15 protein-coding genes are annotated in these 15,652 nt (G+C 63.6%); 11 read left to right on the top strand and 4 right to left on the bottom strand.

Going from position 1 to position 15,652, the window contains the following annotated elements; genetic code table 11:
• Positions 1 to 23 precede the first annotated feature (23 nt).
• Complete coding sequence (locus AC04PH_RS09870; protein ID WP_483065572.1) at positions 24 to 1,022, top strand: hypothetical protein; 999 nt, start codon at positions 24 to 26, stop codon at positions 1,020 to 1,022.
• On the opposite strand, the gene AC04PH_RS09865 is transcribed toward AC04PH_RS09870, so the two are convergent.
• Positions 1,019 to 1,183 (bottom strand): hypothetical protein, encoded by a 165-nt coding sequence (locus tag AC04PH_RS09865; protein ID WP_483065571.1) that lies wholly within the window; start codon positions 1,181 to 1,183, stop codon positions 1,019 to 1,021. The genes AC04PH_RS09870 and AC04PH_RS09865 overlap by 4 nt on opposite strands.
• Before the next feature lie 111 nt (positions 1,184 to 1,294).
• Here AC04PH_RS09865 and AC04PH_RS09860 point away from each other — a divergent pair, with 111 nt between their 5' ends.
• Positions 1,295 to 2,326 carry an NAD-dependent epimerase/dehydratase family protein gene (locus tag AC04PH_RS09860; protein ID WP_483065570.1) on the top strand — a complete coding sequence of 344 codons (1,032 nt, stop codon included), beginning with the start codon at positions 1,295 to 1,297 and terminating at the stop codon, positions 2,324 to 2,326.
• 36 nt (positions 2,327 to 2,362) lie between these two features.
• Here the strand turns inward: AC04PH_RS09860 and AC04PH_RS09855 are convergent, their stop codons facing one another.
• Positions 2,363 to 3,067 carry a corrinoid protein gene (locus tag AC04PH_RS09855; RefSeq protein WP_483065569.1) on the bottom strand — a complete coding sequence of 235 codons (705 nt, stop codon included), beginning with the start codon at positions 3,065 to 3,067 and terminating at the stop codon, positions 2,363 to 2,365.
• A 134-nt stretch (positions 3,068 to 3,201) separates the two neighbouring features.
• Here AC04PH_RS09855 and AC04PH_RS09850 point away from each other — a divergent pair, with 134 nt between their 5' ends.
• Positions 3,202 to 4,305, top strand: a complete 1,104-nt coding sequence (locus AC04PH_RS09850; RefSeq protein ID WP_483065568.1) for a PA0069 family radical SAM protein — start codon at positions 3,202 to 3,204, stop codon at positions 4,303 to 4,305.
• Positions 4,306 to 4,355: 50 nt separating this feature from the next.
• On the opposite strand, the gene bmt is transcribed toward AC04PH_RS09850, so the two are convergent.
• Both bmt and AC04PH_RS09840 read right to left on the bottom strand, forming a co-directional pair.
• A complete protein-coding gene (gene bmt, locus AC04PH_RS09845; RefSeq protein WP_483065567.1) occupies positions 4,356 to 5,369 on the bottom strand; it encodes a betaine--homocysteine S-methyltransferase in 1,014 nt (337 codons plus the stop codon).
• Positions 5,370 to 5,513: 144 nt separating this feature from the next.
• Positions 5,514 to 5,828, bottom strand: a complete 315-nt coding sequence (locus AC04PH_RS09840; protein ID WP_483065566.1) for a DUF1476 domain-containing protein — start codon at positions 5,826 to 5,828, stop codon at positions 5,514 to 5,516.
• 173 nt (positions 5,829 to 6,001) lie between these two features.
• Between AC04PH_RS09840 and purC the strand changes: the two genes are divergently transcribed.
• The 8 genes from purC (at position 6,002) to AC04PH_RS09800 (ending at position 15,603) form a co-directional block, all read left to right on the top strand.
• A complete protein-coding gene (gene purC / locus AC04PH_RS09835) occupies positions 6,002 to 6,766 on the top strand; it encodes a phosphoribosylaminoimidazolesuccinocarboxamide synthase (protein ID WP_483065565.1) in 765 nt (254 codons plus the stop codon).
• A gap of 186 nt (positions 6,767 to 6,952) precedes the next feature.
• The gene (locus tag AC04PH_RS09830; RefSeq protein ID WP_483065564.1) at positions 6,953 to 7,591 is read left to right on the top strand and encodes a hypothetical protein; all 639 of its coding nucleotides are present in this window, start codon (positions 6,953 to 6,955) and stop codon (positions 7,589 to 7,591) included.
• Between the two features lie 12 nt (positions 7,592 to 7,603).
• Positions 7,604 to 7,834, top strand: coding sequence for a phosphoribosylformylglycinamidine synthase subunit PurS (gene purS / locus AC04PH_RS09825; protein WP_483065563.1), 231 nt, complete (start codon positions 7,604 to 7,606; stop codon positions 7,832 to 7,834).
• Positions 7,834 to 8,502, top strand: coding sequence for a phosphoribosylformylglycinamidine synthase subunit PurQ (gene purQ, locus AC04PH_RS09820; protein ID WP_483065562.1), 669 nt, complete (start codon positions 7,834 to 7,836; stop codon positions 8,500 to 8,502). The genes purS and purQ overlap by 1 nt, the downstream gene beginning before the upstream one ends.
• 36 nt (positions 8,503 to 8,538) lie before the next feature.
• Positions 8,539 to 10,290: a sensor histidine kinase gene (locus AC04PH_RS09815; protein ID WP_483065561.1), complete on the top strand. Its 1,752-nt coding sequence runs from the start codon at positions 8,539 to 8,541 to the stop codon at positions 10,288 to 10,290.
• A gap of 10 nt (positions 10,291 to 10,300) precedes the next feature.
• Positions 10,301 to 11,632, top strand: coding sequence for a sigma-54-dependent transcriptional regulator (locus AC04PH_RS09810; RefSeq protein ID WP_483065560.1), 1,332 nt, complete (start codon positions 10,301 to 10,303; stop codon positions 11,630 to 11,632).
• A 90-nt stretch (positions 11,633 to 11,722) separates the two neighbouring features.
• Positions 11,723 to 12,433 (top strand): hypothetical protein, encoded by a 711-nt coding sequence (locus AC04PH_RS09805; RefSeq protein ID WP_483065559.1) that lies wholly within the window; start codon positions 11,723 to 11,725, stop codon positions 12,431 to 12,433.
• Positions 12,434 to 12,867: 434 nt separating this feature from the next.
• Complete coding sequence (locus AC04PH_RS09800; protein WP_483065558.1) at positions 12,868 to 15,603, top strand: Rne/Rng family ribonuclease; 2,736 nt, start codon at positions 12,868 to 12,870, stop codon at positions 15,601 to 15,603.
• Positions 15,604 to 15,652 lie beyond the last annotated feature (49 nt).

Below are 15,652 nucleotides of genomic sequence, written 5' to 3'. Positions count from 1 at the left end.
GGGCGACCGGACATGGGGGCAGTATGACGACCATCGCCGAGATTTGCCAACTGGCAACGACGGGGCAGCAGCGGATTGCGCCCTCTGCGGTGCCGGGCGCCCGGCTGAACGATGATCCTGCCGCGCCGGATGACCCGGTGTGCGCGGGCGATATTCTGATGGTCGACGACAAGCGGTTCCGGGTCGTGGCGGGGCTGGAGGGGTTCCTGTTCCCGGCGCTGATGCCGCCTGCACAGGTGACCAACCCCGTGCGGGTGCATTGCGGGCTGCACAAGAACCTGACGATGTTCACCCGCAAGGTCTATAGCGAGGTGACGCGCGCACAGCGTGTCATGGTCTGGGAATGGCTGGGCCGCAGGGCGCCGCCACGCAAGTTCCATTTTCACCACTACATTCAGAATTTCCACGAGGTGCAGGCGCGCTTCGCCTGCACCTCGCTCAGCGGGCAGCGGCTCGATCTGGACAGCTATGACGACATCCGCGTGGTGCGTTTCGTACGCGATCCGCGGGATCTGCTGGTGTCGGGCTATCATTACCACAAGCGCGGGGCGGAGCCGTGGTGCTGCATCGCGGACCCCGATCCGGCGGATTACGAAATCGTCAACGGCGCAATTCCGGCGGCGGTGCAGGGCGGGCCGTCGTTGCAGGACTATCTGAACGCGGTCGACATGGAGGCAGGCATGGCGGCGGAACTGGAATTCCGCAAGCCGCATTTCGACAGCATGCTGGCCTGGCCCGCCGACGACCCGCGCGTGCTGACCTTTCGCTACGAGGACATCATGGGCGCGGAGGTTGCCACCTTCACGGCCATCGCGGCCCACATGGGCTTGTCATCGCTGGCGACTTGGCAAGCCCGCCGCTCTGCCTGGAAATACAGCGCGGGCGGGCAGGCGGCCCACAAGGGCCACGTGCGTAACAAGGCCCCGGGGCAATGGCGCAAGGTCTTGCCGGAGGCGGTGAACCGCGCGGTGATCGACCGCTACGGCGCGTTCCTGCGCGCCTTCGACTATCCGCTGGACTAGCGGCTGCGCATCCAGATCAGGCGCGCCAGAGCGGCGGCGGCGAGCGGGATCAGCACGGTCCACCATGCGCCCGTTCCCGCGAATGTCGTGGCGATCCAGACGGTCAGGGCGGCGGCGGCGATCACGGTCAGGATCAGGCCGAGGAAGAGATTGCGTGGCATCGGTGTCTCCTTTCCCTGTCATATGGGGTTTCTGTGTGGCTGGCGAAAGGGGCGCGATTGACTGCTGGAAAAACGGTTCGTAAGCTGTGACTTACCAATTTGGGGAATGTCATGCGTAGCGTGGTTGTCGGTGGAACGGGGTTTCTGGGCGGCGCGATCGTCGACGCGCTCCGCGCGGCAGGTCATGACGTGACCGTGCTGTCGCGCGGCCAGACACGACGCAGCACGCAGGGCGCGGCGGTGATTTCGGCCGACCGGCATGGCGATCTGTCGGCGCTGGAAGGCCGCGTGTTCGACTGGGTGTTCGATACCTGCGCTTATGCGCCGGACGCCGTCGCGCGATTGCTCGATGCGGTCGGAATTGGGATCGAACGCTATGTGCTGGTGTCGTCGATTTCTGCCTACGGGACGTTCCGCACGCCCGGACTGACGGAAGAGGCGACGGTGCCGGACGCCAGCGCCGACGATCTTGCACTTGCGGCCGCCGTGCCTGCGCAGGATCGCGCCTCGGCCGCTGCCTATGGCGCATCCTACGGCCCGCTGAAGCGGGCTTGCGAGGTGCAGGCGACCGAGATGCTGGGAGCGGGGGCCACGCTGCTGCGTGTGGGATTGCTCGTCGGGGCGGGTGACTATTCCGACCGGTTGACATGGTGGGTCAGGCGGCTGGATCAGGCGACCGGGGAACGTGCGAATGTGCCTGTGCCGTTGCCACGTGACCGGGTGGTGCAGATGATCGACGTGCGTGATGCGGCGGATTTTGCGGTTCACTGCGCGACTCAGGCCCTTGGCGGAATCTGGAACGTGACCGGTGAGCCTGTGCCATTGTGGGACGTAATGGAGACGATCAAAACAGAAAGCGGATCGCAGGCGCGGCTGGTCGGCGTCACACCGGAAGCGATTGGAGCCGCGGGCCTGCAGCCGTGGAGCGACGTGCCGCTGATGGCACCGCCAGTAGAAGATTTCCGCTATTTTCTGGAGGTGAGCGCGGCAAAGGCGCGGGCCGTTGGGCTGGTCTGCCGCCCGGTCGCCGACACAATCGCGCCTTTGCTGGCGTGGGATCGAGGGCGGCGGGATGTCGCGCTGCAATGCGGGATGTCGCCGGAGCAGGAGGTGCGACTGGTGGAAGGCGTGGCAGGGGTCTAACCGGACCGGGCGTGCCCGGTCCGGCCACGGATCATATCAGGCGTGCGCGGCACCCTGGTTGTGCTTGCGGGCCACGAAGCTCTTGGCGGTCTCCACCGCGACGGCGGCATCGCGGCAATAGGCGTCGGCCCCGATGGCACGGCCGAATTCCTCGTTCAGCGGCGCGCCGCCGACCAGCACGATGTAATCTTCGCGGATGCCCTTTTCGACCATCGTGTCGATCACGACCTTCATATAAGGCATGGTCGTCGTCAGCAGGGCGGACATGCCGAGAATGTCAGGCTCTTCGGCTTCCAGCGTTTCGAGGTACTTCTCGACAGCGTTGTTGATGCCGATATCGACAACCTCGAAACCCGCGCCCTCCATCATCATGCCGACGAGGTTCTTGCCGATGTCGTGGATGTCGCCCTTGACCGTGCCGATCACCATCTTGCCGACACGCGGTGCGCCGGTTTCGGCCAGCAGCGGTTTCAGGATCGCCATGCCGCCCTTCATCGCGTTGGCGGCAAGCAGCACTTCCGGCACGAACAGGATCCCGTCGCGGAAGTCGGCACCCACGATGGTCATGCCGCCGACCAGCGCCTCTGTCAGAACCTTATAGGGTTCCCAGCCGCGGTCGATCAGGATATGCACGCCTTCCTCGATCTCTTCCTTCATGCCGTCGTAAAGATCGTCGAACATCTGCGCGACAAGATCCTCGTCATTCAGTTCGGACAGGATGATTTCGTCGTCGTCTGACATGCTGGTCTCCCGAAAGCGCCGCGCGGGCGTGTGTCATATGTTGTCACCCTAATGCGCTTTTGCGGATTGGGCTACATGACAATTAGCGACATAAGTCTTTGCGTCACCGACCAAAGGTTGCCTGTGTTCCTGTAATGTTCTATTCCAAGACTATGGAGGAATTTCGCATCAGGCCGCAGCATCGCACGCCGGGCCGCGCGGCGGCGGGCAACCCGGACAACCGGTACGATCGTCTGGCGGTGCAGGCGGTCGACGACGGCTGGTGTGACGAAGGGGCAGAACTACCGGTGCTGCGCACGAGCGTGACAGAAGAAGTGCCGCGCCGCGTCATCACGCGCAACACCTCGCCCGATCTGTCGTTCGACCGTTCGATCAATCCCTATCGCGGCTGCGAGCACGGCTGCATCTACTGTTTCGCGCGGCCCAGCCACGCCTATCTGGGCCTGTCGCCGGGGCTGGATTTCGAAACCCGGCTGATCGCGCGGCCCGACGCGCCCGCCGTGTTGGACCGTGAGTTGCGGGCGAAATCCTATGCGCCCGCCACCATCGCCATCGGCACCAACACCGACCCCTATCAGCCGATCGAGCGGGACCGGAAAATCATGCGCGGCGTGCTGCAGGTGCTGTCCGATTTCAGCCATCCCGTCGCCATCGTCACAAAGGGCACGCTGATCGCACGCGACATCGGCATTCTGGCACCCATGGCCGCGAAGGGGCTGCTGCGGGTCGGCATTTCGGTCACCACGCTCGACAACGCCACATCGCGCGCGATGGAACCCCGCGTGCCGCTGCCCGCCGCGCGATTGCGTGTGATCCGCCAGTTGACGGAGGCGGGCATCCCGGTGCGCGCGATGGTGTCGCCCGTGGTGCCCGCGCTGACCGATCACGAGTTGGAGGCGATCTTGGAGGCCTGTGCCGCCGCCGGGGCCGTCGCCGCGTCTTCCATCGTGCTGCGCCTGCCGCAAGAGGTCGCGGGCCTGTTTCGTGACTGGCTGGCGGAACACTATCCCGACCGCGCCGCCCGCGTGATGGCGCGGGTGCGGGAGTTGCACGGTGGACGGGATTATGACCCCGCGTTCGGCAAGCGCATGACCGGGCAGGGGGAGTGGGCTGCGATGATGAAGCAGCGCATGGCGATCGCGACGAAGCGGCTGGGGCTGGACCGGACGCTACCGCCGCTGCGCACCGATCTGTTCAAGCCGCCGCCGCGGACGGGGGATCAGCTGGATTTGTTCTAGGGTGAATTTTCGCGAAAATTCGAGAGTCCAAATTTTCGCGAAAATTTTGGTTACCCCCTTCGACGTCCGCGCCGTGGCGCGCGCACGGGGCCTGCGCCGTCGGTGCCGTCGGAGGCGGAGGAGAAATCGCCCAGGGCGGCGGTGATCTGCTCCAATGTCGGCGCGTCGCTGCGGGGGCGGTCCTCCAGTGCGGCGCGCATGTGGCGCAGGTGCTCGGGCGTCGTGCCGCAGCAACCGCCGATGATCTTTGCGCCGCAGTCGCGGGCGAGCACGGCATAGTCTGCCATCAGCGACGGGGTGCCGTCGTAGTGGATGTGGCCGTCGTGGTATTTCGGGATACCCGCGTTGCCCTTGGCGATGATCGGCAGGGCGGGGTTTTCGCCTGCAAAGCCCAGCACGGTGCGCAACAGGTCCGACGCGCCGGTGCCGCAATTGGCCCCGAAAGCCAGCGGCTGGTGGGCCAGCTTGCCGACCATCTTGACCATCGCGGGCGATGTCACGCCCATCATCGTGCGGCCCGCGGTGTCGAAACTCATCGTGCCGCACCAAGGCATGTCGGCCAGGGCGAAGCCTTCGGCGGCGGCTGAAAATTCCTCGGGTGCGCTGATCGTTTCGACCCAGAGCACGTCCGCGCCACCCTCTTTCAGCCCCTCGGCCTGTTCGTGAAACATCTCGACGGCGTTTTCGTGGGTGAGGGTGCCCATCGGCACCATGATATCGCCGGTGGGGCCGACGGAGCCTGCGACGATCACGGTCTCGGTCATTTTGTCGGCGACCTCGCGTGCCAGTTCGGCGGCGGCGCGGTTGAGTTCGCGCACGCGGCCTTCCGCCCCGTGCAGTTTGAGCCGCGAGGCGTTGCCACCGAAACTGTTGGTCAGGAACAGGTCACTGCCCGCATGGGCCGCCCCTTCGTAAAGCGCCTTGATCCGGTCGGGGTGGTCGACGTTCCACAATTCCGGCGCGTCACCGGCCTCCAGCCCCATGTTGAAGAGGTTCGTGCCGGTGGCACCGTCGGCGAGGATCCAGTCGCGCTCTGCCAGCATTCGAGCGAGGGGATTGGTCATGATGCGGAAGTCCTGATCAAGGGCGGTGTCACCATCGCTGTGCCAGCACCGTCCCGCGGTTGCAATCCGCAAAAGCGCCCGCGTCGCATCGAATTGCGCATCATGATTATGAGGCGGATCGGGGGGCCGCAGGCCCGCGCGAAATCAGACTTCGTCGATCAACTGCGCTTTCGCCTGCACCAGCAACTCTTTCATCTTGGCGCGGATCGTGGCTTCCTCGGCCTTGTCGCCCAGATCGCCTGCGACCTTGCGATAGACGTCCTCGTCTCCGGCTTCCTCGAAATCGGCCTTGATGACCTCGCGCGCATAGGCCTGTGCGTCGTCGCCGGACTTGCCCATCAGCTCTGCCGCCCAGAGGCCGAGCAGCTTGTTGCGCCGCGCCTCGGCCTTGAACTGCATGTCGGCGTCATGGGCGAACTTGTTCTCGAAAGCGTCTTTGCGGTCGTTGAAGGATGACATGCGTCTGGCCTCGTTCCTGTTGGGTCACGTTTCCCTAGATATGCGTGCTGGGGCGGTCCGGTGCAAGGTCCGGCTGCCCGATTGAAGGATTTCTTGCGGGTGCCGTGGCCTTGCCCTATAGGCAGGCCAACACGTTCGCAGCGCCCCCCGCTGCCAGCACAGAGGGCCCCGACATGGCACGCCGCAAGAAGATTTACGAAGGCAAGGCGAAGGACCTTTTCGAAGGGCCCGAACCCGGCACGCTGGTGCAGTATTTCAAGGACGACGCGACCGCCGGCAACGGTGAAAAGAAGGACGTGATCGAAGGCAAGGGTGTGCTGAACAACCGCCTGTCGGAGTTCTTCATGGTCGGTCTTCAGCAGATCGGCATCCCCACGCATTTCATCAAACGGCTGAACATGCGCGAGCAGCTGATCCGCCACGTGGAGATCATCCCGCTCGAAGTGATCGTGCGCAACTTCGCCGCCGGTTCCATGGCCAAGCGGCTTGGGCTGGAAGAGGGCACCGCGCTGCCGCGCCCCATCGTGGAGTTTTCCTACAAGGACGACAAGCTGGGCGATCCGTTGGTGCCCGAGGAATACGTCATCGCGTTCAGCTGGGCCACGCAGCAGGACATGGACGACATCGTGAGCCTGGCGCTGCGGGTCAACGATTTTCTGGCCGGGACGATGTATGGCGTCGGCATCAAGCTGGTCGATTTCAAGATCGAGATCGGCCGCATCTGGGACGGCGATTTCATGCGCCTCGTCGTGGCCGACGAAATCAGCCCGGACAGCTGCCGCCTTTGGGACATCGAAACCGGTCAGAAGCTCGACAAGGACGTGTTCCGCCGCGATCTGGGCAGCCTGTCGGACGCCTATACCGAGGTCGCGCGCCGCCTTGGCGTGCTGCCGTCCAACGTCACCCATACCCCGCACAAGCCGACGCTGATCAACTAGCATATGGGCGAGGCGAGGCGTAAACTTACAAGATACCAAAGGTTCAAAGTGCAGAACCCTGATTGCTGCTACTGTGGCGGTACCAGCGCTACTGAGAGTATCGATCACGCCCCTCCAAGAGCCTTTTTTGTCGACAAGCACCGACCAGCGGGTTTGGAGGTGCCATCATGCAAAATGTGCAACACGATGCACGGCAATTTTGATGATTTCTTTGCTTTCTTGGCGTTTCTGCAAAGATCGGCATTAATTGATGGCGCGCCTTCGCGTATGGACAATATGATTTCGTCAGCGGCAAAACGGTTTCCAAGTGCTATTAGGGAGTTGGCGTTGACAGGAAGAAATGTTTATCGGCGCCGCGGTGGCTTCCTTCTGCCTGCAACCCAAGTAAGCTTGGATTCGCACGACGTGCATTTCACTATGCATTACATGATGGCGCGGCTCGCAGCGGCAATGTATTTCCAGGAAAAGAAATCCCCAGCTAAAGTTGGCGCACACATAACCACAGTCTTCTCAACCAACTCAGCCAAAACTCTTGATAAGGCCTTGCTGGAGGTATTGCCCTTACTTCCAAATTTTATGAGCTTGAAGCAGGGCAAGTGGAATACGTCGGATCAGTTCGCTGCTCGTTTTCTCGTCTGTGAAGACAGCGCAGTCTTCGCCTTTTCCTTTCATAAGGCTTTCTATGGGCTAGCAGTAATCGACGATACAGTCAGCCTCGTTGACGTTGACGATAGAGTCATCTGGTTGTTCAGAATAACCGAAAAAGGTATCCGGCCGGTCGACAAGGATTATCCAAATGAACTCCGCATCAATATTTCAGACTAGAGGACTAGACCTATGAAAGCCCGCGTTTACGTGATGTTGAAGACCGGTGTGCTTGACCCGCAGGGCGCGGCGATCAGGCACGCGCTTGGCACCATGGGGTTCGGCGGTGTGGAGGGTGTGCGGCAGGGCAAGGTGATCGAACTGGATCTGGCCGACGGCACGTCGGAGGAGACCATCGCGGAGATGTGCGAAAAGCTGCTCGCCAATACCGTGATCGAGAGCTACCGCATCGAGGTGCTGTGATGAAGGCGGCCGTCATCGTCTTTCCCGGCTCCAACTGCGACCGGGACATGGCCGTGGCCCTGCGCGAGGCCGGGGCCGATGTCAGCATGGTCTGGCACAAGGATAACGCGCTGCCCGACGGTGTCGATCTGGTCGCGGTGCCTGGTGGGTTTTCCTTTGGCGATTACCTGCGATGCGGCGCGATCGCCGCACGCTCGCCCGTGTCCACCGCCCTGCGCGACCATGTGCAGCGCGGCGGCTTTGCGCTGGGGGTCTGCAACGGGTTTCAGGTGCTGACCGAAAGCGGGCTGCTGCCCGGCGCGCTGACCCGCAACGCGGGGCTGAAATTCGTCTGCAAGCCGGTCGGCCTGCGCGTGATCACGACGGAAAGCGGGTTTACCGGTGGCTATGTCGCCGGTTCCACCGTCACGCTGCCCGTGGCGCATCACGACGGCAACTATGCCGCCGACGCCGAGACGCTGCGTATGCTGAAAGGCGAGGACCGGATCGCCTTCACCTATGCCGACAACCCGAACGGATCGGTCGACGACATATCGGGCATCCTGTCGTCCAACCGCCGGGTGCTCGGCATGATGCCGCATCCCGAACGGGCGGTGGACGCGGGCCACGGCGGCACCGACGGACAGGCGCTTTTCCGCGGAGTGGTGGGGCAGCTGACCGCTGCCTAGCTTGCCGCGGTTTGGCGCGCCGCCTAGACTGCGCGCATGACAGTCGTCGCCAAAATCGCGAAACGCGGGCAAAGCCGCTGGCCCTTCCGGCTGGCGATTGTCGCGGTCTGTCTGCTGGGCATCGTCACGATCTCGGTCACCAATACGCTGCTGACGCAACGCTTTACCGAAACCACACGCAACCGGGCCGAGTTGCGGCTGACGCTTTATGTCGCCAACTTGATGAGCGAGCTGCAGCGCAACTCCATCGTTCCGCAGCTGCTGGCCCGTGACCCGGCGCTGATCACCGCGCTGGAAAACAACGATTTCTCGCTGTCGACCCAGCGGCTGTTGTCGTTCGTGGACGAAATCGGCGCGGCGTCGCTGATGCTGCTGGACAAGGACGGCCGGACGGTCGCCGCCACCGACCGGAACCGGCTGGGAGAGGCGCACCGTTCCGACCCTTATTTCGTGAACGCGCAACGCAACAACGCCACGATCTTCACCCTGGCACAGCGCGAGAACGGGGCATTCAGCTATGTCTATTCGCGCCGGATCGACGGGCAAAGCGGCAATCTGGGCGTGATCACCGTCGAGGTCGATATGCAGAAGCTGGAGCGCGGCTGGGCAGGCGTATCCGACGCGGTGCTGGTGATGGACAGCGAGGGGCGGATCATCCTGTCGACGGAGCCACGCTGGCGCGGGCTGCAGGAGCGCGAGGCGCTGGCCCGGCAATCCGCACCCTCGGCGATCGAACGGGCGGTGCGCGCGACGCAGGACTGGGCGGCGCTGCCGGTCGATGCCTATCTGGGCGGCGAGGCGGTGCTGCGCCGCGAGGTGCGGGTGCCGTTCCAGGGCTGGCGCATGGTCAGCTACACCACCTATTCGTCGGTGCGCGAGCGGGTGAACGGGGTGCTGGCGCTGGAGGTGATGGGCTTTGCCATCCTGCTGGCGCTGATGTTCTGGTTCACCAACCGCAAGACCGCGTCGCGGCTGGTGTTCTTTCAACGTGAATCTCAAGAGCTTCGTGCGCTAAACCAACGTCTGCAAAGGGAAATCGCGGAACGCGAGAAGGTCGAGAAAACGCTGGAAGTGGCCGAACAGACGCTGGCGCAATCCTCCAAGCTGGCGGCCCTGGGCGAGATGTCGGCGGCGGTGAGCCACGAATTGAACCAGCCGCTGGCGGCGATGAAAACCTATCTGGCCGGTGCGCGCCTGCTGTTGCAGCGCAAGCGCCCTGACGAGGCGCTGTCGTCGTTCCAGCGCATCGACGATCTGATCGAGAGGATGGGTGCGATCACACGACAGTTGAAATCCTATGCCCGCAAGGGGGCCGACGCGTTTGAACCGGTGGATACCCGCGCCGCCGTGTCCTCTGCGCTGTCGATGATGGAGCCGCAACTGAAGACCCGCAAGGTCGAGATCACGCGCACGCTGCCGTCCGAACCGGTGATGATCATGGGTGACAGGCTGCGGCTGGAACAAGTGATCATCAACCTGCTGCGCAACGCGCTCGACGCGACAAAGACGGCCGACGAACCGGCGATCGAGATCATATTGGCCGCCGGTGACACGGTGAGCCTGACGGTGCGCGACAACGGCCACGGGATCGAGGATCTCGACGAGATGTTCGAGCCGTTCTTCACCACCAAGGAACCGGGCGACGGTGTCGGGCTGGGGCTTGCGATCTCGTCCGGGATCGTCAGCGACCTTGGCGGGCGGCTGACGGCACGGAACGCGTCGGCCGGCGGGGCTGTTTTCGAAGTACAGCTTCCTATCTACAGACAAGACGTCGCTGCGGCAGAATAAGGAAAAGACCATGAGCAAGGCCATGAAGATCGCCATCGTCGACGATGAAAAGGACATGCGCCAATCCATTTCGCAGTGGTTGGCGCTGTCGGGGTTCGACACCGAAACCTATGCCACGGCAGAGGACGCGCTGAAGGCGCTGAACGCGGATTTCCCCGGTATCGTCGTCAGTGACATCAAGATGCCGGGCATGGACGGGATGCAGTTCCTGCGCAAGCTCAAGGGTGTGGACAGCAGCCTGCCTGTCATCATGATCACCGGCCACGGCGACGTGCCGATGGCGGTGGAGGCGATGCGCGTCGGCGCATTCGATTTCCTGGAAAAGCCGTTCAACCCGGACCGGATGACCGAACTCGCCAAGAAGGCCACGACCGCCCGGCGGCTGACGCTGGATAACCGCGCGCTGCGGCGGGAGTTATCCGACGGCGGGGCGATCATGAAAAAGCTGATCGGCCAGTCGCCTGCGATGGAGCGGCTGAAAGAGGACATCCTCGATCTGGGGCAGGCCGATGGGCACGTGCTGGTGGAGGGCGAGACCGGCACCGGCAAGACGCTGGCGGCACACGCGCTGCATGCGGTGGGCGCGCGGGCGTCCAGGAAGTTCGTGCTGGTGTCCTGCTCCGCCTATGACGAGGACACGCTGGGCCGCCGCCTGTTCGGCCCGGCGCAGGAGGGCGAGCCGATCCCCGCGATGGAGGAGGCGCGCGGCGGCACGCTGGTGCTGGAGGACATCGAGGCGCTGTCGGACAAGCTGCAGGCCAGGCTGCTGACGGCGATCAACGATCAGGGCACGCCTGCCGAAACCCGGATCGTGGCGATCTGCAACCTGCGCGACGAGGGCAAGACCTGCGAAAGCGTGTTGCGCCCGGACCTGTTCTACCGGCTGGCCGCGTTGCGGATCACCGTGCCGCCGCTGCGGCAGCGTGGCGAGGATATCCTGACGCTGTTTACCCGGCTGTCGGATGAATTCGCCGATGAATACGGCTGCGACGCGCCGCAGGTCGCGGCACAGGAGGCCGCGCAATTGCTGCAGGCCCCTTGGCCCGGCAACGTGCGCCAGCTGATCAATGTGGCCGAACGCGCGGTGCTGCAGAACCGGCGGGGGTCGGGGTCCATCGCGTCGCTTCTGATGGCCGACACGGAAGAGGCGAAGCCCGCGATGACGACCGAGGGCAAGCCGCTCAAGGAATTCGTCGAAGCCTTCGAGCGGATGCTGATCGACAACACCATGCGCCGTCACAAGGGCAGCATCGTGAACGTCATGGACGAGTTGCAGCTGCCGCGTCGCACGCTGAACGAGAAGATGGCGAAATACGGTTTGCAGCGGTCCGACTACCTTTAGATTTCCGGCCCGGGGCACGTAGAAAACGCGTGACAGACCGCCGGGCAATGACGCATTGTCTTTCGCAAATATTTTTGCGGAGGATGAATGATGCGTGGTTTCTTTTCGGCATTGGCCTGCGTGACGCTGGCGGCTTGCGGTGGTGGTGGAACATCATCGGGCAGCGGCATGCAGCAGATGATGCAGCCGCCACCGGGCCAGATGCCGCTGGCACCGACGATCATGGCGCAGGATGTGGCGGATTACGACCGTGTGCACGCCATCGTCGAGAACTATCAGCGCCCCGCGCTTGCCGGCGGACCGCCGCCACCGACCGGAACCGTCAACTACAACGGACAGGTCGATGCGCGCTTTCCGGTCAGCGCGGACCCCCGGGTGCCGTTCGAAACACCTGTCGTGCGCATGATCGGCGATCTGGATATCGCGCTCGAGGTCAGGAACATCCCCGGCGAAGACAACTTTCGCGGCACCGCCGATAACTTCAACATCGTCGAAAACGGCGTTCCCGTAGAGGCTGTGGGCGGCGCACTTACCATTCGCGGCGCGTATAACGCCGGGTTGAACGGGCGTGAAAGACTGTTGCGGACCACGGGCCGGGGCGGTCTGACATCGACCTTCGGTCACGATACGGTCGGGACGCTCAATCTGATCATGACGATGGACGGGCGTATCCGTAACGCGCCGGGCGCGAACTATGGTGCGATGGCGGGCACGGTCGGCGGATCGGGCAATGGCGATTACTATACCGCGCGCGGTAACGGCACGTTCTACATCCTCGAAGACAGCGTGGCGCGCCCCTGATGCGGGTCCGGTTCCGTCGCCGCGCGCGCTGCTGCGACGGGACCGGACACTTTCCGATTGTAATTTGCCTCCCGCACCCCTTATGTATGACCTACGGACCTGCCGCGTGACGGATCGCTGTGGCTCCGGTGAGATTCTCTGCTTTGCACGATGGCGGGCGACGCCCCGGACCAACCGCAGGCAGCTGATTTGGTGGAAACGCCAGTAGAACGCCCCAAGGCGCGCGATCACGTCAACCGCCGGGCCATGAACAGGTGACGCATCAACGCGCCGCCATGGGAAACCCGCGATGCAACGCGCGCAAGATACAGGCCACAGCATGACCGCCCCGAGGGGCGCTGCGACGGCCTTGCCGCACATCGCCAATATCAGACATCACCCGCAGACCGCCGCCCCGCCGGGGCGGTCGTTTGCGTGCGATGCGAACGGACAAAATGCCAAAGAAAATGCTAATCGACGCAACACACGCGGAAGAAACCCGCGTCGTTGTGGTGGACGGAAACAAAGTCGAGGAATTTGATTTCGAGAGCCAGTTCAAGCGACAGCTTGCTGGGAACATCTATCTGGCCAAGGTGACACGGGTCGAGCCGTCGTTGCAGGCCGCGTTCGTGGACTATGGCGGCAATCGCCACGGGTTCCTTGCGTTCTCCGAAATCCATCCCGACTACTACCAAATTCCCGTGGCCGACCGCGAGGCGCTGATCGCCGAGGAAAAGGCCTATGCCGAAAGTCTCAAGGCCGCCGAGGACGAGGAAGACGCACCCAAGAAACGCACGCGCCGTCGCGGCGGCAAGTCCGCGCAGGCTGCAAAGGCCGGTGGCGACGATGCCGTGACGACCGGCGAGGTCGAGACCTCGGAGGAGGAGACATCCGGCGATATCGAGGGGATGGAAACCATCGACCTCGACGACAGCGACGAGGGCAGCAGCCCGATGGAACTGGTCGGGGACACACCTGTCGATACGCCCTCTGCCGATGATGATGACGACGACGACGAGGAGGAGGACGAGAGCGGCAAGGCCGAGGCGTCCGACAAGGACGAGACTATCGAAAAGGTCCAGGACGACGACACCGACGAGGTGCGCAAGGTCCGCAAGCCACGGCCCCGCCGCTACAAGATTCAGGAAGTCATCAAGGTTCGCCAGATCCTGCTGATCCAGGTCGTGAAGGAAGAGCGCGGCAACAAGGGTGCGGCGCTGACCACATACCTGTCGCTGGCCGGTCGCTATTGTGTGCTGATGCCCAACACCGCACGCGGCGGCGGCATTTCCCGCAAGATCACCAACGCCGCCGACCGCAAGAAGCTCAAGCAGATCGCAGGGTCGATGGAGGTGCCGGAGGGTGCAGGCCTGATCGTGCGCACCGCCGGGTCACAGCGCACCAAGGCCGAGATCAAACGCGACTATGAATACCTGCAGCGCATGTGGGAGCAGATCCGCGAGTTGACGCTGAAATCGACTGCGCCCGCGCGCATTTACGAGGAAGGCGACCTGATCAAAAGGTCGATCCGCGATCTATATAACAAAGAGATCGACGAGGTGATCGTGGCGGGCGAGGGCGGTTATCGCACCGCCAAGGACTTCATGAAGATGATCATGCCGTCCCACGCCAAGAACGTGAAGTTCTACAACGAACAGCTGCCGCTCTACGCCCGTTATCAGGTCGAGGGTTATCTGGCGGGCATGTTCAACCCGACGGTGCAGCTGCCCTCCGGCGGCTATATCGTGATCGGCATTACCGAGGCGCTGGTCGCCATCGACGTGAACTCCGGCCGGGCGACCAAGGAAGGTTCCATCGAGCAGACCGCGCTCAAGACCAACCTGGAGGCCGCCGAGGAGGTCGCGCGCCAGTTGCGCCTGCGCGACCTTGCGGGCCTGATCGTGATCGACTTCATCGACATGGACGAACGCCGCAACAACAACGCGGTGGAAAAGCGGTTCAAGGACAAGCTGAAGACCGATCGCGCGCGCATTCAGGTGGGCCGGATTTCCGGGTTCGGCCTGATGGAAATGTCACGCCAGCGCCTGCGCCCCGGAATGCTGGAGGCGACGACGCAGATGTGTTCGCATTGCCACGGCACCGGTCTTTTGCGGTCCGACGACAACGTGGCGCTGTCGATCCTGCGTCAGTTGGAAGAGGAAGGCGTGCGCGGTCGCACCAAGGAAGTACTGGTGCGGGCACCCATCGCCATCGCCAACTTCCTGATGAACCACAAGCGGGAACATATCGCCGATATCGAATCGCGCTATGGCATGTCGGTGCGGATCGAATGCGACACCTCGCTGGTGTCGCCCGATTTCGCGATCGAGAAGTTCAAGACCGCCACGCGCATCGTGCCCGATGCGTCGCCTGTGGTGACCACGATCGTCGACATGGATGACGACAGCGTCGACATCGTCGACCCGCCCGAGGATGAGGACGAGGCCGAAGAGGCCACGCCGGAGGCCAGGGGTGATGACGATACCGATGGCCAGCCCAAGAAGAAGCGCCGTCGGCGTCGGCGTCGTCGTGGCGGCGGTGGCAATGGCGATCAGCAGAGTGGTGATCATAAGGCGGATGACCAGCAGGACGCCGCGAAGACGCAGGACGCGGACAAGGCGGACGATGCGCCTCAGGCCGATGATAAACCTGCCGAACAAGCTGATGATGCACCTGCCGAAAAGCCGAAGCGCACCCGGACGCGGAGCCGCAAGAAGCCGGTCGCTGCCGAAGCGGAGGCGGGCGAGGGCGATCCCAAGGCGGATGCCCCTTCAGAGGCAGAGGATGCCAAGCCGGTCGAGGACGCACCGGCCGAGAAGCCCAAACGCGTGCGCAAGACCCGTGCCAAGAAGGCCGAACCTGCCGCCGACGCAGCCGCTGCTGCCGAAGCCGACGCCGACGCACCTGCTGCAGAGGCCGAGGAAAAGCCCAAGCCCAAGCGCCGCAGCCGGGCCAAGGCCAAACCGGCTGCCGATGCGGTTGATGAAAAACCGGCGAAGGCTGCCGACGACACACCGGCGCAACCCGACACCCCCGCAGCGGAGGCGCAGCCGGTCGATGCAAAGCCTGCCGCCGCTGTAGAGACACCGCAGGAAGCTGCCATCGCGACGCAGGAGCCGGAAGCGGAGGCCGCCGTCGCGGAGGAAAAGCCCAAGCCCAAACGCAAGGGATGGTGGTCGTTGGGCCGCTAGGTGAACTTTGGGCCGCATGTCACTGACATGCGGCCTTTTTCATGAACGA

The organism is Yoonia sp. KMU-150 (assembly GCF_056858355.1).
Note: the sequence above shows the minus strand (reverse complement) of the source record. Positions and strands in the feature narration are given on the sequence as shown.

Coding starts and splice junctions, on each gene's coding strand:
- AC04PH_RS09870 (WP_483065572.1), top strand. CDS start 24: ATGACGACCATCGCCGAGATTTGCCAACTGGCAACGACGGGGCAGCAG.
- AC04PH_RS09865 (WP_483065571.1), bottom strand. CDS start 1,183: ATGCCACGCAATCTCTTCCTCGGCCTGATCCTGACCGTGATCGCCGCC.
- AC04PH_RS09860 (WP_483065570.1), top strand. CDS start 1,295: ATGCGTAGCGTGGTTGTCGGTGGAACGGGGTTTCTGGGCGGCGCGATC.
- AC04PH_RS09855 (WP_483065569.1), bottom strand. CDS start 3,067: ATGTCAGACGACGACGAAATCATCCTGTCCGAACTGAATGACGAGGAT.
- AC04PH_RS09850 (WP_483065568.1), top strand. CDS start 3,202: ATGTTCTATTCCAAGACTATGGAGGAATTTCGCATCAGGCCGCAGCAT.
- bmt (WP_483065567.1), bottom strand. CDS start 5,369: ATGACCAATCCCCTCGCTCGAATGCTGGCAGAGCGCGACTGGATCCTC.
- AC04PH_RS09840 (WP_483065566.1), bottom strand. CDS start 5,828: ATGTCATCCTTCAACGACCGCAAAGACGCTTTCGAGAACAAGTTCGCC.
- purC (WP_483065565.1), top strand. CDS start 6,002: ATGGCACGCCGCAAGAAGATTTACGAAGGCAAGGCGAAGGACCTTTTC.
- AC04PH_RS09830 (WP_483065564.1), top strand. CDS start 6,953: ATGCACGGCAATTTTGATGATTTCTTTGCTTTCTTGGCGTTTCTGCAA.
- purS (WP_483065563.1), top strand. CDS start 7,604: ATGAAAGCCCGCGTTTACGTGATGTTGAAGACCGGTGTGCTTGACCCG.
- purQ (WP_483065562.1), top strand. CDS start 7,834: ATGAAGGCGGCCGTCATCGTCTTTCCCGGCTCCAACTGCGACCGGGAC.
- AC04PH_RS09815 (WP_483065561.1), top strand. CDS start 8,539: ATGACAGTCGTCGCCAAAATCGCGAAACGCGGGCAAAGCCGCTGGCCC.
- AC04PH_RS09810 (WP_483065560.1), top strand. CDS start 10,301: ATGAGCAAGGCCATGAAGATCGCCATCGTCGACGATGAAAAGGACATG.
- AC04PH_RS09805 (WP_483065559.1), top strand. CDS start 11,723: ATGCGTGGTTTCTTTTCGGCATTGGCCTGCGTGACGCTGGCGGCTTGC.
- AC04PH_RS09800 (WP_483065558.1), top strand. CDS start 12,868: ATGCCAAAGAAAATGCTAATCGACGCAACACACGCGGAAGAAACCCGC.